Source organism: Aceticella sp. 75b-Ac, from assembly GCF_056032965.2.
The window spans coordinates 982,286-997,237 of record NZ_CM190971.1 but is presented as its reverse complement, the minus strand read 5'-3'; the positions used below and the strand labels follow the sequence as shown (position 1 = coordinate 997,237).

Annotated in this window: 12 protein-coding genes, 1 pseudogene and 2 riboswitches; all 13 genes and pseudogenes read left to right on the top strand. The window is 34.8% G+C overall.

What is annotated here, in order from left to right; translation table 11 throughout:
- Positions 1-30 precede the first annotated feature (30 nt).
- The 13 genes and pseudogenes from pepF (at position 31) to pheA (ending at position 14,932) form a co-directional block, all read left to right on the top strand.
- Positions 31-1,823 (top strand): annotated as a pseudogene (gene pepF / locus AC0LWJ_RS05285) (oligoendopeptidase F).
- Between the two features lie 42 nt (positions 1,824-1,865).
- A complete protein-coding gene (gene aroB / locus AC0LWJ_RS05280; RefSeq protein WP_474237519.1) occupies positions 1,866-2,936 on the top strand; it encodes a 3-dehydroquinate synthase in 1,071 nt (356 codons plus the stop codon).
- Between the two features lie 109 nt (positions 2,937-3,045).
- Positions 3,046-3,188: riboswitch (molybdenum cofactor riboswitch) on the top strand.
- A gap of 123 nt (positions 3,189-3,311) precedes the next feature.
- On the top strand, positions 3,312-4,379 hold the full coding sequence (locus AC0LWJ_RS05275; protein WP_474237518.1) for an ABC transporter substrate-binding protein: 1,068 nt from the start codon (positions 3,312-3,314) through the stop codon (positions 4,377-4,379).
- 33 nt (positions 4,380-4,412) lie between these two features.
- Positions 4,413-5,366 carry a FecCD family ABC transporter permease gene (locus tag AC0LWJ_RS05270; RefSeq protein WP_474237517.1) on the top strand — a complete coding sequence of 318 codons (954 nt, stop codon included), beginning with the start codon at positions 4,413-4,415 and terminating at the stop codon, positions 5,364-5,366.
- Complete coding sequence (locus tag AC0LWJ_RS05265) at positions 5,353-6,141, top strand: ABC transporter ATP-binding protein (protein WP_474237516.1); 789 nt, start codon at positions 5,353-5,355, stop codon at positions 6,139-6,141. Before AC0LWJ_RS05270 ends, AC0LWJ_RS05265 begins: the two co-directional genes overlap by 14 nt.
- 17 nt (positions 6,142-6,158) lie before the next feature.
- Positions 6,159-7,157 carry a radical SAM protein gene (locus AC0LWJ_RS05260; protein WP_474237515.1) on the top strand — a complete coding sequence of 333 codons (999 nt, stop codon included), beginning with the start codon at positions 6,159-6,161 and terminating at the stop codon, positions 7,155-7,157.
- A 1-nt stretch (position 7,158) separates the two neighbouring features.
- Positions 7,159-8,313, top strand: coding sequence for a hypothetical protein (locus AC0LWJ_RS05255; protein WP_474237514.1), 1,155 nt, complete (start codon positions 7,159-7,161; stop codon positions 8,311-8,313).
- Between the two features lie 113 nt (positions 8,314-8,426).
- On the top strand, positions 8,427-9,182 hold the full coding sequence (locus AC0LWJ_RS05250; RefSeq protein WP_474237513.1) for a Rossmann-like domain-containing protein: 756 nt from the start codon (positions 8,427-8,429) through the stop codon (positions 9,180-9,182).
- Positions 9,183-9,265: 83 nt separating this feature from the next.
- Positions 9,266-9,388, top strand: a riboswitch (molybdenum cofactor riboswitch).
- Positions 9,389-9,584: 196 nt separating this feature from the next.
- Positions 9,585-10,442: a molybdate ABC transporter substrate-binding protein gene (gene modA, locus AC0LWJ_RS05245; RefSeq protein WP_474237512.1), complete on the top strand. Its 858-nt coding sequence runs from the start codon at positions 9,585-9,587 to the stop codon at positions 10,440-10,442.
- Entirely contained in the window at positions 10,432-11,214 is a 783-nt protein-coding gene (locus AC0LWJ_RS05240; RefSeq protein ID WP_474237511.1) for an ABC transporter permease, read from the top strand. Before modA ends, AC0LWJ_RS05240 begins: the two co-directional genes overlap by 11 nt.
- Positions 11,201-11,869 (top strand): ATP-binding cassette domain-containing protein, encoded by a 669-nt coding sequence (locus tag AC0LWJ_RS05235; RefSeq protein WP_474237510.1) that lies wholly within the window; start codon positions 11,201-11,203, stop codon positions 11,867-11,869. Before AC0LWJ_RS05240 ends, AC0LWJ_RS05235 begins: the two co-directional genes overlap by 14 nt.
- 137 nt (positions 11,870-12,006) lie before the next feature.
- Positions 12,007-13,746, top strand: coding sequence for a nuclease/transposase family protein (locus AC0LWJ_RS05230; protein WP_474237509.1), 1,740 nt, complete (start codon positions 12,007-12,009; stop codon positions 13,744-13,746).
- 361 nt (positions 13,747-14,107) lie between these two features.
- On the top strand, positions 14,108-14,932 hold the full coding sequence (pheA, locus tag AC0LWJ_RS05225) for a prephenate dehydratase (protein WP_474237508.1): 825 nt from the start codon (positions 14,108-14,110) through the stop codon (positions 14,930-14,932).
- The last annotated feature ends 20 nt before the right edge of the window (positions 14,933-14,952 follow it).

The following is a 14,952-nucleotide window of genomic DNA, read 5'->3' as shown; positions in this document are numbered from 1 at the left end:
ATAAAAAAAATATAAAAGGGGATATATATTATGGTAAAAAGATTGCATGACAGGAAAGAAATTGATGATAGATATAAATGGAGGCTTGAGGATATTTATGAAAATGAAGAATTATGGGAAGATGACTTTAACAGGGTTAAAGTCATTTTAAACGAAATTCTGAAATACAAGGGGAAAATAAATAATGATAAATCCTTATTAGAGGTTTTAAAATTAAATGATGATGTTAGCATATTGACAAATAAATTAATTGCTTATGCCAAAATGAGAAAAGATGAAGATAATACCAACGGGAAATATCAGGCTTTGGCTGATAAGGCAATGAGCTTGAATATCCAAGTATTAAGTGCTACTTCATTTATCATTCCCGAGGTCTTGTCAATAGATGAAACAGCAATAAAAGATTATCTTGATAAAAATACAGAACTTGGAGTATATAAACATTTTCTTGATGATATACTGAGATATAAACCACATGTACTTTCTGATAAAGAAGAAAGATTATTGGCTGAAACAGGTATAATTGCACAGGCTCCCGGTAATATTTTTAAGATGTTGAACAATGCCGATATCAAATTCCCGGTTATTAAGGATGATGATGGTAATGATGTTGAACTGACACATGGGAATTTTATAAAGTTTATGGAAAGCAGGAACAGGGATGTAAGGTACAATGCTTTCAACGGTATGTATAATACATATAAAAATTTTATAAATACATATTCCTCAATGACTGATTCAAATGTAAAAAAAGATATTTTTTATTCTAAAATGAGAAATCATAAGTCTTCTTTGGAAGCGTCTTTATTTGATGATAATGTTCCTGTTGAAGTATACAATAATTTAATCAATACAATACATGACAAAATTGATTTACTCCACAGGTATGTTAAGCTAAGGAAAAAATTCTTAAAATTAGAGGAACTCCATATGTATGACCTTTATGTGCCTCTGATAAAAGAATATGACAAACATTATAAATATGAAGAGGCGGTCAATATCGTATTGGAGGGTTTAAAGCCTCTTGGAAACGACTATGTGGATATATTAAAAAGCGGTTTTGATTCAAAATGGATTGATGTGTTTGAAAATCGAGGCAAAACCTCCGGTGCTTATTCATGGGGTGCATATGGCGTACATCCCTATGTGCTTTTAAATATCAAGGGAATTTAAATGATGTATTTACAATAGCACATGAGATGGGGCATTCGCTTCATACACACTATTCCATGTCTTGCCAGCCGTTTATATATTCAGAATACAAAATATTTGATGCAGAAGTAGCCTCAACATGTAATGAAGCTTTGCTTATGAATTACCTCCTTGAGAAGGCTAAAGAGAGAAATGAGAGATTATACCTTTTAAATCATTACCTTGAAGAATTCAAAGGGACGATATTTAGACAGGTTATGTTTGCAGAATTTGAGAAATTTACTCACGAAACAGATGAAAAGGGTGAATCCCTTACACCCGAATTATTGTGTAAAAAATACCATGAATTAAATAAATTTTACTACGGCAATGATATCGTGGTTGATGAAGGTATTAATTATGAATGGGCAAGAATCCCCCATTTTTATATGGGATTTTACGTATATAAATATGCAACGGGATTTTCTTCGGCAACAGCACTTTCACAGATGATCTTAAAAGAAGGTAAACCAGCCGTAGATAGATATAAGGAATTTTTAAAAGGAGGCAGTTCCGATTATCCATTAAATCTTCTGAAAAAAGCAGGTGTAGACCTTACATCGCCAAAACCGGTGCTTGATGCATTGGATGTATTTGAAAAATTGCTTGAAGAAATGGAAAAGGAAATATAAACTATAGATTAAAGTATATTTTAATAAAAAGGGGAAGATATTTTGGAGGTTATCAATATAGATTTAAAAGACCGTTCATATCCGATATATATATGTAATAACATGCTTGATGACATAGGTAAGGTGGTATGCAGACATACCAAAAGCAAAAGGATTTTCCTTGTAACAGATACCAACGTATACCCATTATATTATGAGAAAGTAAAAGCCATTTTAAATAATGCTGGGTTTGATGTATCAAAATTTGTAATACCTGCAGGTGAAAGCAGCAAAAATCTTGATATGTTAAAAAATATTTTAGAAGACATCTATAAAAGCGGGCTTTTAAGAGATGGTTCGATAATTGCCCTTGGCGGAGGAGTAGTGGGGGATATAGCCGGCTTTGCAGCAGCTACATATATGAGGGGTGTAGATTTTATTCAGATACCCACCACCCTTCTTGCACAGGTAGATAGCAGTGTAGGAGGAAAAGTTGGTGTTAATTTAAGGGGTGGTAAGAATATCGTCGGCGCTTTCCATCAGCCAAAGATGGTTTATATAGATACAAGCAATTTGAGAACCTTAAATAAAAGGGAAATACTTGGGGGATTAGCAGAAATAATAAAATACGGTGTAATATGGGACAAGGAATTATTTGAATATCTGGAATGCAATATGGATGAGATACTTAATTTAAACGATGATATGATTACACATATTATAAAAAAATCATGCGGAATCAAGGGGAAGGTTGTTTCATTGGATGAAAAAGAACAAAAATTAAGACAAATCTTAAATTACGGACATACAGTAGGACATGCTATAGAAGCATTAACAGGATATGAAAAATATATTCATGGTGAAGCTGTTGCAATTGGAATGGTATATGCAGCTAAACTGTCCCTTAAAAAGAGTCTGATAGATAAAGAATATTTTGATAGAATTTGTGCTTTGATAAAGAAGTCCGGTTTACCCGTTGAATATGGCGAACTCCATAAAGAAGACATTGTAGAACTTATAAGGCATGACAAAAAGAATAAAAATGATAAGATTAGATTTGTACTTCCGGTTGGATACGGAAAAGTAGATATCTTTGAGATAAATAAAGATGAAATATTATCGATTCTTGATTAGTTAAACTGTATGGTATTGATAAAAATAATTTGACTTAATAATTAAACTATGTTATTTTCTTAATAAGTAGCAATTACTGCAATTTTATTAGTTTATCGTGTTAAAAAAATAATATCGACATCTCCGAGCCAATTCAACCTAAGGAGAAAATAATCTATGGTGATTGGCCTGAGTTTTACGCTCACGGGGTATCCTTGGAAACGAGTATGCCTTACTGTCACATATTTTACAAGGAGGTGGTGTATGCAACCTGATTAAATCAAGCAGGTTTTGTTGTGCTCCACTTTTTTAGTGGAGTTTTAATTTTCTTATTATAAAAGATTGCAGTAATAATTGATAAATTGCTACTGATTAAAAATATGGAGGGAAATATGAATGAAAGAATTAAAAAAAAGAAGATTGAAATTAACGAGTCTAGTTGGATTGCTTATATTTTTAATTGTTTTTGCTGCAACAGGATGTTCTGGAACTAAAGCTCCGCAGGAAACAAAGGTGTCATATGTTGAAGTTAAGGATGCTGTTGGAAGAACAGTAAAAATTCAGGAGTCTGTCAAGAAAATAGTAAGTATATATGGAATGATTCCACAATTTGTATATCTTCTTGGTGAAGGTGATAAATTTTACGCTGGAGGTTTTTGGGGTACAGATTTTTATAAGCTTGTAGACCCTGATGTGATGACAAAAGCAAGTAGGGGAAAAACAGCAAATGTCGAAGAAATCGCAAAAGAAAAACCAAATGTTGTGCTTTGTAGTTATTGGCAGGCAAATAATAAGGATGTAAAACAGCTAGAAAGTCTCAATATACCGGTAATTTGCACAAAAGTAGAAAGCATTGAGGACATAAATAATACGGTATCAATGTTGGGAAAGGTTTTTCAAAAGGAAAAACAGGCTCAAAACATTGTAGACTATTACAAGAAAGCTGAACAAAATGTAAAGGATAAAATTCAAAGAACAACGAAGCCAAAGGTTTTGATCATGTATTATAGTGGAAAAGACCATTCATATATGACTATGGGTGGTGATATGTTTCAAAGCAGGCTTGTTGAAATAGCCGGAGGTACTTCTGTTTCACAAAATTTATCTGGTAAAAAAAGTATAGATGTTGAACAGTCAGTCAAATGGAATCCTGATATGATCATGATAATACAATATGATAAATCGGCTGCGCAAACAAAAGATGAAATATTGAAAGACCCTGCATGGGGCAAGATAAATGCAGTTAAAGACGGAAAGGTTTTTCTTGTTCCGAATGATGGGGACAACTGGATAGATCCATGTCCTAAGTGGCCATTGGGTTTATATTGGGCGGCAAAGGTTTTGCATCCAAATGAATTTAAGGATATAAACATCAAAGATAAGGCAAAAGATTTTTATAAAACCTTTTTTGGTTTGAATATTGATAAAGTTCAAATTAATGGTAATTTAATCACGAACGAATAAAATGAAGGATTTATATCTTGGGAGGAAATCATAGTGAAAAAAATAATTATTTTTTGCTGCTTAGTTATTTTTCTTTCTTTGTTTTTAGGAAGATTGTGGTTTTCTCCATTTTCTTCTTTAAATGGATTCAGCAAAATTATCCTCTTTGATGTTAGATTTCCAAGAATAATAGCAGTTTCTTTGGCAGGAGCATCTTTAGGATTAGCAGGGGTTGCATTTCAAAGCTTGTTTAGAAACTATCTTGCAGGTCCTGATATTCTTGGTGTAACAACTGGGTCTGCCTTTGGAGCGGTACTTGCAATATTATTTTTTCCGTTTAATCCATATATAATACAAGGTTCATCATTTATATTTGGAATAATTGCGGTAATATTAGTTTATAAATTGGGAAGTTTAATTGGGAAAAGCTTGTTAAGCTTAATTCTGGCAGGTATGGTCGTTTCAGCGATTTTTGCAGGTTTTGTAGGACTTTTTAAATATATTGCCGATCCTTACAATAAGCTTCCTACTATTGTATTTTGGCTTCTGGGAAGCTTTTCAGGGGTTAGATGGAAAGATCTAAGTATTGCTGCTTTTCCGATGATTATTGGTATTGTAGGTCTTCTTTCGATGGGATGGATATTCAATATACTTTCCTTAGGGGATGAAGAGGCAAAAGCACTGGGAGTCAATGTAAACAGGTGGAAAATAACAGCCATTATTTTGGCAACCTTATCTTCATCTGCTACAACAGCACTTGCAGGAATGATTGCATGGATTGGGGTTGTCAGTCCCCATATTGCACGCTTAATAGTAGGTGTAAATAATAAGAAATTAGTTCCTGCTTCTGCTGTTGTTGGTGCAGTTTTGTTGTTGATATGTGATGACTTGGCAAGATGTTTGGTGGCTTCCGAACTTCCTTTAAGTATTATGACAGATTTTATTGGAGCACCGATATTATTTTTTATTCTGGTCAAGAGGAGAAAAATGTATTATGTTAAAGATTGACAATATTCATTTTTCATATGGTGATAAAGAGATTTTAAAAGGCATTGATTTTACTTTAACGGATAATAAAATAGGATGCTTCTTGGGTCCTAACGGATCAGGAAAATCAACGCTGCTTAAAATAGCTATGGGCATTTTGGAACCTAAGGAAGGTTTAGTTGAATTAAACGGTCTAAATATATCAAATCAATCTCTAAAGGAGCGAAGCAAAATTTTGTCATATGTTCCTCAGGAATTTTCAATAAACTTTCCATATGAGGTTTTTGATGTTGTTTTAATGGGAAGAAATCCCCATGTGAATTTTATTGAAGGACCTAAAAAAGAAGATGAAAAAATTGTATTGAGCTATCTTAAGCTTTTAAAAATTGAGCATTTAAAAGACAAGCCATTTACACATTTAAGCGGCGGACAGAAGAAAATGGTATTGATAGCAAGGGGATTGGCACAGGAAGGTGAAGTAATGATATTAGATGAACCAACCGCATCCTTAGACTTTAGAAACCAGCTTTTGGTTCTTACAGTAATTGAGAAAATTGCTAAAAGTTTAAACAAATCTGTTTTACTGTCTTTACATGACCCTAATCTTGCCCTGATGTTCTGTGATGAAATATTTTTAATGAAAGATGGAAAAATAATCAAAAAAGGCGGTAAGGAAGAAATAATTACAAAGGAAAACATAATGCAACTGTATAATTTGAAAATAGACCTTATTAATATAGATAATAAAAATAAGTTTATATTTCCTGATAAGGAGTTTTTAGAATCCTTATTTTAACAGAAAGGATTGGTGTTATGAAGTGTTTATACTGTGAGCATAGATGCAATATTTCAGAAGGTCAGGTAGGAATATGCGGTATGTATACCCAATATAAAGGTGATATAGTGGAAAAGTTTCCACATTGTTATTCAACATATGCGGCTGTGCATATTGAATCAATACCTTTTTTTCATGCATATCCGGGAAGCTGTTCTTTATTGATAGGCGGAATCGGATGTAATTTGGACTGTCATTACTGCATCAATTCATATATTGCAAAAAGTGATCCAAATGATGTTTTTGTATTTAGATTAGAGCCTGAGAAAATTATTGATATAGCTAAAAAAACAGGATGCCATAATATCGTATTTGGTGTTAATGAGGTAACAGTTTCTTTGCCGTCTGCCATAGAAGTAGGAAAACTGGCAAAAAAAGAGGGTATACCAATGGGATGTCTTACAAATGGATACATCACAGAAGAAGTAGTTGAGATTTTCAAGGGAACCTTTCAATTTATTAATGTCAGTTTAAAGTCATTCAGTTCAGGTTTTTATAAGAGGTATGTAGGTATAGATGATTTGTCGCCTATATTGCGTAATATAAGAGAGCTATCAAAAAAATGTCATATAGAAATTACCACACCTATAGTTTCAGGCATAAATGATAAAGAAATCCCGCTTATTGCCGAATTTATAAGCAGCATAAATCCTGAAACACCATGGCATGTATTTAGGCTTTTACCGGAATACAAGATGCAGAATTTACAATATCCAAATATCTATGAGGTCAGCAATGCCTTGCAGGAGGCAAGAAAGGTTTTACCTTATATATATTTTAGCAATTTTGCAGGTTCTGATTGGGTAAGTACCTTTTGTCCGGAATGTGGCGGGAAGATAATAAAGAGAATCGCTTTGGGGGGATGTGGCGCAAAATTAACGGAATATGCTCTTAATAATGGTAAATGTCCGGTATGCGGCAAGACAATACCCCTGTATGGGGAATATATAAAATGGAATTCGAGGGAGGAAGGATAAAATGGCGATTGGGATTATTGATGTCAGGGAATGGCAAACTATGGTTGATTTAAAAACCGGTGATAAAATTGATATTGATTTAAAATCTATTGATAAAATAAAAAAAATCATTGCACAGGATTATTATCCCGGAGACTTTGAATTAAGGAGCATTGATTGGGTAAGTAATATGGCAATGAGGATAAATGAGATATATGAGCCTGATTTTATGTTGTTAAGTTATGCACAGCCTTATTTTATCTCTCGATTCAAAGAGATTTTCAACTATGAAATGATAGGAATAATAAATTATCTTTTTAAAAGCGTTGAGAATTTTTTAAAAAATACTGATTTTGTTCCGGTAATAATTGGACTTGGTGATTTAGTGCCGTTAAGGGGTTTTATAGATTTATCAAATATTGACGGAATTGCTTTTTGCGGCGGAATGTCCTCTTGCTATGGCGGATTATTTGATGCAACGTCAAAAGACCTTGATTATTTAGCTGGTATTCCGGAAATAGAAAAAATAATAAGCAAAAAAAAGTTTATGGATGAATTTGGTGGAAGAGAAGATTTTATTAAAAGATTTCCGGATTATTTGCTTATAGCTAAAGAAGGATATACATTTAAGGCATGTGGAAGCTTAGCAAGGACAATTTATAAAGTTCCTGCAAAAAATACGACGATACCATTATATACACCTTTAGATGGTATTGATTCTATTATTGATGTTAAAAAAGTCATTGAAGAAAATCTGGATAATCGAAAAATTGCTCTTATTCTTTTAGAGGGGATAGGGGAAAAGGATTTTAAATGGCAATATACCTTGTGCAAAAACAGCATAAAATGGTATACGTATGAGCAGGATGCTAATCAATATCTCGCAATAACCACAGGCAAACATCTTCAATATAATGGTTATCCACCCGGTTATAAATATTATATAGAGGACGATGAAAATAAGCCATATCCTTATGAAGGACCTTTTATGGAAATACCGGAAAATACCATCGGGCAGATGAATAAAATAAAAAGTGCTGCGGTTGGCAGCAGAAGCATTATAACACATGTTGCAAGTGGAGCCGACATCAGTATTGAATGTTTATGCAGAATGCTTTATAATTATGGGACAATGGCGATTATAAAAGATATGGTTTATCAACAGGAAATCCTTTAATTATTAAATAATTCATTTTTCTCTAAGATATAAATATTTTTTAAAAGAAAAGCTTAAACATAAATTAGAAATAAGATATTTTTAAAAATCCAAGGTAAAGAGGTGCAGATTTAATGATAATTGATAAATTAATTGATATTGCCAATGAAAGGTCAAATGGGAGAAAGATTAAGGATATTCGAATAGGTGTAGGTTATACCTGTGTTATGTTGGACGATGGAAGTTCGGGTTTGGCATATACTTTCATTAATGAACTTGGACCTTGCTGTGGACAGTTGGAAGAAGTGGGAAGCATGATTGGACGGGATTGCAATTCGGTAATCTGCTGGGGAAAGAAGGATAATATATTAAAATCTACAATTGGAGTAGCAGCAATAAATGCTGTAATTCACAGTGACATTCAAGAATATGAAACGGGTAATATTATCAACGAGGTAAAAAATTTAAATTCTTATGATACATTTGGTATGGTAGGTTATTTCCGACCTATAATAAATGTTGTAAAGCAGACAGGAGCAAAAACTTATGTATTTGAACGTTCAGGGAAATATGAAGGAACTACGGTTCCTGATTGGGCAATTGAAATGTACCTGCCACAATGTGATGTGGTTATAATTACAGGTACTGCAATAATAAATAAGACAATCGATCATATTTTGGAAATGTGTAAAAATGCAAGGGAGGTTTATATAGTCGGTCCGTCAACCACCATGTCTTATGAAGCATTTGAAGGATATAATGTTACGAAACTTGCCGGAAGTTTAGTTGTTGAGCCCAAAAAGGCTCTTGAGGTAGTCAGTCAAGGGGGAGGGACTATGATGTTGAAGGATGCCATAAAAAATATATCTGTAAAAGTAAAGGGGAAATAACTGTTATAAATTGTAAAACATCCTTGACAAATATGATTAGTTGATATACTATTATCAATAAGCTTAGAGAAAAATCAAAAATTGAAAATATAAATCTCCGAGTCTTTATGTCTGTGGGGGATTATCTTATGAGATAAAGACCGTCTTAGGGTATTAATGGAAACGTTAATGCCTCCCGTTTGGAAAGGAGAAGGATTTTAGTGTTTGCACAACATTTAAAATGATGTTTTTTGCGCCTTCTTCGGAAGGTGTTTTTTTAATCTATAAATAACTTATAGATATGATTCTAAACAACGAAAACGGAAAAATTGACTGAAAGGAGGTGATGATTATTGCAGAGGTTTGTAAAAAATTTAATGTATTTTGTAAAGAATTTTTAGAAAGAGGGGGACAATAAAAAAAATGTTAAAATTTGACAAAGCAACAGGGAAAAAGATGTTTAATGTTAAAAACCTTTTACTTATTTTTTTAGTGACTGCAATGATTGTATTTGGTGGGTGTAGTTCGAAAACTGATAAAAATACAACAAATACACTTAAGAACAATAAACAGGAAACAACAGCTTCATTTAAAGGTCAAAAACTTAATCTTTATGTAGCAGCAGGGCTTAAAAAACCTATGGATGAGGTTATCGCAATCTTTGAAAAAGAAACCGGTGCAAAGGTAGTACCAAGTTATGGGGCTTCCGGTGGACTTTACACACAAATCAAAGAGGGGCAGCCTTGCGACCTCTATTTTTCGGCAGACTGGCTTTATGTAGACAAGCTTAAGGCTGATGGGAAACTGGCTGAAGGGCAAAAATTCTTGCAAGACAATTTGGTGCTTGCAGTGTCACAAACAGGTAAAAATAAAGTTAAAAGTGTAACAGATTTGATAAAACCGGGGGTAATAGTAGGGGTGTCTGACACTAAAGCACCAGTAGGTGTTTATACTGAAAGAGCTCTAAAAAAGATGAATATTTGGGATAAGTTGGTTTCTTCAGGCAATCTCAAAGCCCGTCCTGCAACGGTAAATCAGCTTGCTATTATGCTTCAGAAAAATGAGCTTGATGCAGGTTTAATTTACAGCAGTGTAGCTAGAGCGTTTGATTTGGAATATGTTGAGGTAATACCTCAGGAATATACGGGTGAAATTATCGAAGGGGCAGCTATTATCAAAGGTGGAAATGAAAAGCTGGCAGAAGAATTTATGAATACTGTTAATAAAAATACCGATAAATTTACAAAGTACGGCTGGAAGGTCATAAAGAATGAGAAATAATATTATAAGTGTTATTTTTATTCCATTGTTTTTTCTATTGGTAATTTATCCTATTGCCGCGTTATTAGGGCATGTTAATAGTATAGGTATTATTAAAACCTTTCACGATATACTATTTTGGCAAAGTGTAAAAAATACTATAGAGGCTGCATTTGCAGCCTCTATAGTAGCTCTCATAACAGCTTTAGGGTTTGGTTATTACCATCTTTTTGCCAGAAACTCATATTTATACAAAATTGCTAATTTTATGAATGACTTACCGGTTGCTTTACCGCATACCGTAGCCGGACTTGCCCTGCTTTTAGCCTTTGGACGTAATGCCTTTGGCTTCGTTGGCAATACGGGATTAGCGTTTATGATGATTTCTGTTGTATTAGCCATGTTTTTTGTTTCATATCCTCTGGCAGCAAGGGCTATATCTGCCGGTGTAGATCAAATAGAACCGGAGATAATTGATGTGGCCCGCACACTGGGAGATACTCCCAGTAAAGCATATCTGCGGGTTGTGGTTCCTTCTTTGGGAGAGCCTATATTCTCAGGTCTTGTATTAACCTTCGCTCGATCCATAAGTGAATTTGCTGCCATTATAATGTTTGGAGGAAATGTTCCGGGTGTTACTCAAGTTTTAGCATCTTATGTCTTTACTAAAGTAGAAGAAGGTGAAATTGATGTAGCGGTTGTAGCCAGTGCCTTTTGTGTCTTATTATCTTTGACAATCGTTGGACTATTAAGTTTAATAAATGCGAGGAGAAACAAAAATGCTAAAGATTAATAATATAAGTAAATGCTTTGAAAATCGTAAGGTTTTGAAAGATGTAACAACAGAAGTGAAATCTGAGACAAAGGTTATTATAGGATTAAATGGAAGCGGGAAATCTACATTGCTTAAAATTGTTGCCGGTATAATAAGAGCTGATGAAGGTAGGGTAATCATAGGAGAAAGAGATGTAACATTACTACCGCCGGAAGATCGAAAAATCGGTTATGTTCCACAACATACAGCCCTTTTCAATCACTTGACAATAAAGGAAAATATAACTTATTCCTTTAAAAACAGACGGGGTTCTATGGAAACAGTGGAAAAAACGATTGATATGCTGGGCTTAAAAGATTATCTAAATTGCAAACCTCATGGATTAAGCGGTGGATATAAGAGCAGGGTATCAATGGCAAGGGCTTTAGTATCTGCTCCACAAGTCATGCTTTTAGATGAACCTCTGAGTGACATTGATGCCGCAACGAAGGAAAAACTTTTGCCGGAGTTTCATTTTGTATTTAAAAATATTGATATACCTGTGTTATATGTTACACATGATGTACATGAAGCAGAAGCGATAGGAGATACATTTGCTGTCATGATTGATGGAAAACTCATTGACATTGATTCAGCTTCAAGAGCCTTTGATTTTATTAAAAATAGGTTATAGGAAATTAGGTCAGAAAACCTGAGGGCTTGCCCTCAGGATGAATGGCCTTTTTTGATGTTTACAACGAATTTAATATTCCCAAAACATATGTTTTGTGCTATAATCAAATAAAAAGGATAAATATTAGGGGTGTTCTTATGCATAGCATTAAACCGGTGAAAACCCGCCGAAAACGAAAGCAGAAGACTGATTACGAAAAGCAGTTGAAAAAAGTGCGGAACGCAATGCCCGTCCACGTGGTGGAAATTGAGTTAGCGGTTTTAGATTATCAGGACTGGAAGATGCGGCGCATAGGAGAACATCTCAGGGTGGTCCGCAATACGGTCTTGAGCCAGTTGCTAAAAAATTATGAACAGATGGTTCGCACGAAAGAATACAAGCGGACATCGAAGAAATACCGTTCACTATGCGACCTCATGGAAAAAACGAAAGATACTATTGAGTTTCAAAAGCTTGAGAAAAAAAATAAGGAATTGAATAAAAAATTTGAAGCACTGCGCAACCAATACAATGTTACCTTTGAATATGCCCGTAAGTATGGAGAGTACCTTCATAACACCAAATATATCCTGCCTGATGCCGTAACTGTATGGTCAGTTTGCGAAATGGCATGGCATTCCATAGAGGGGTTGCTTTTCCGAAACGCGAAAAGAGTTTATTTTTACAAAAAAGATGATTTAATATCCTTTCAGGGGAAACAGTCCGAGAGGTGTATCATTTTAAAGCACAATCCCGACGGTACGTTTTGTGCAAGCTTTAGTAGGATGGAATTCCCGCTTATTGTCAAAAAAGGTGACCTGTATGTTAAGGAAACGCTGGAAAATATCGCTCACTACATGGAGCACGGAGATGAAATAGACCGTCAAAACGTAGAATTGTATAACATGGGTCTGCCTTTAATCTCTACCTATCGGGTTTGCAATAACCGCATTGTCCGCAAGTTAATACGAGGCAGGATCAGATACTACATCCAGATTGTTTTAGAAGGAAGACCTGTTCCACGACGCAAAAAAGATGGCTCTTTTCGCCATATTTACGGAGTTGGTCGAATGGGAGGTGACGTGGGAACACAATCTCTTGCTGTAGTCAGTAACGAAAATGTAATCCTTAAAAACCTGGCGGAGCGTTCGGAAAACACCCTTTCCCGCGAGCATAAGATTTACCTCTTGCAACGTTACCTGGACCGTTCCCGTCGGGCAACCAACCCTCAGAACTATGACGAAAAAGGCTGTATAAAGAAAGGTAAAAAAACTTGGGTATATTCCAAGCGATACCAGAAAGAACGCGCCAAGATTAAAGAGCTTCACCGCAAGGCAGCGGCGAACAGGAGGTATGCCCATAATGAAGATATCAACCGCTTACGTGCGATAGGTGACGAGTTAATTATCGAGTACATGGATATTAAGGGATTACAAAAGAAAGCCAAGGAAGTAACAATTAACCAGAAAACGGGCAAATTCAACCGCCGGAAGAGGTTCGGTAAAAGCATTCTCAAACGCAGTCCCGGTTACTTCATCAAGCAGGCAAAATATCGGTTTATGGCATCAGGAGGCATCGTAAAGGAAGTTAACACTTGGACATTCAAAGCAAGCCAGTACGACCATATCCTTGACGATACGAACAAAAAAAAACTGTCGATGCGGTGGCATGAACTGCCTGACGGGACAAAAATCCAGCGTGACTTATATTCCGCCTTTCTTCTATATTGTTCCGACAAAAGCCTACAGAATCCAGACAAAACACTGTGCGATGCTTTCTTTGGACAATTTCTGGAATTGCACAATCGTCGCATAGAGGAAATAAAAACCAAGAAGAGGATAGTCATGAACAGCGGGATTAAATTTGATAAAAATAAGAAAGTTAAAGAAATTTCATAAGCATATTTCACAAGTATACATTTTTACGAGGGGTTTGACTTCACCTCTTTCTCTGTAAGGAGAGAAGACGGATTCTAATGTGGCTGGAGGGTCGCTTGTCCGTCGAGTGTTTCCCCTGTGGCGAGTGCTTAATTCCAAAGCCTTCAGGTGTACGAATTAGGAGAAACCATATAAAACACTCAAATCAGAACCCATGGGGCTTGCCCCGTGGTGAAGTCAGAACATTGTGATATTATAAAAGTTTTGCATATATTTCTTTGTTCTTTAATAATCCTTCTTTGTAGAAAGGATTATATTTTTTCTTGCTTTTATCATTTCTATGTATTAAAATATCACTAACATTGTTGTAAGGGGGTATAATATGCGGATATGCTATCTTGGTCCACAGGGTACATTTTCTGAAAAGGCTTTATTAATATATACTAAAGATATTAAAAAATGTGATATAGAAGAGGTATCTTCAATACCCGATATAATTTCCCGTTTAAGCAGCAATGCTTGTGATGAGGCAATTGTACCGATAGAGAATTCAATTGAAGGTTCTGTTAATGTGACATTGGATATGCTGATAAATGATGCGGAAGATTTGATGATTAAAGGTGAAATAATTATACCAATATCCCATTGCCTGATAGCTTGTGATTTAATCGATTTAAATAATATCCGGTATATTATATCCCATCCTCAAGCATTGGCACAGTGCCGACAATTCATAAAAGAAAATATACCTCAGGCACGGCTTATCACAGCTGAAAGTACTGCTAAAGCTGTTCTTGAAGCAAAATATAAAGGTGCTGCTGCGGCAATCGGAAATGAAAGGTCGGCTGAAATTTATGGGATGAAGATACTAGCAAGAGATATACAGGATGTTAAAGAAAATTATACAAGATTTATAGTCCTTTCACATAAGGATAGTGAAATCACGGGGAATGACAAAACATCCATTGTATTTTCGGTTAGCAACACACCGGGAAGCCTATACAAGGTACTTGGTGTATTTGCGGATGAAAATATAAACATGACAAAAATAGAGTCAAGACCCTCAAGAAGAAAATTTGGTGAATATGTATTCTGGGTTGACATAGAAGGTCATAGATGCGATAATCATATTATTACAGTATTAAACAAGTTAAATGGTAAAACGGATTTTCTTAAAATTTTAGGTTCTTACCCTAAATTTAAGTAAAACGGTAGAATGGAGGAATT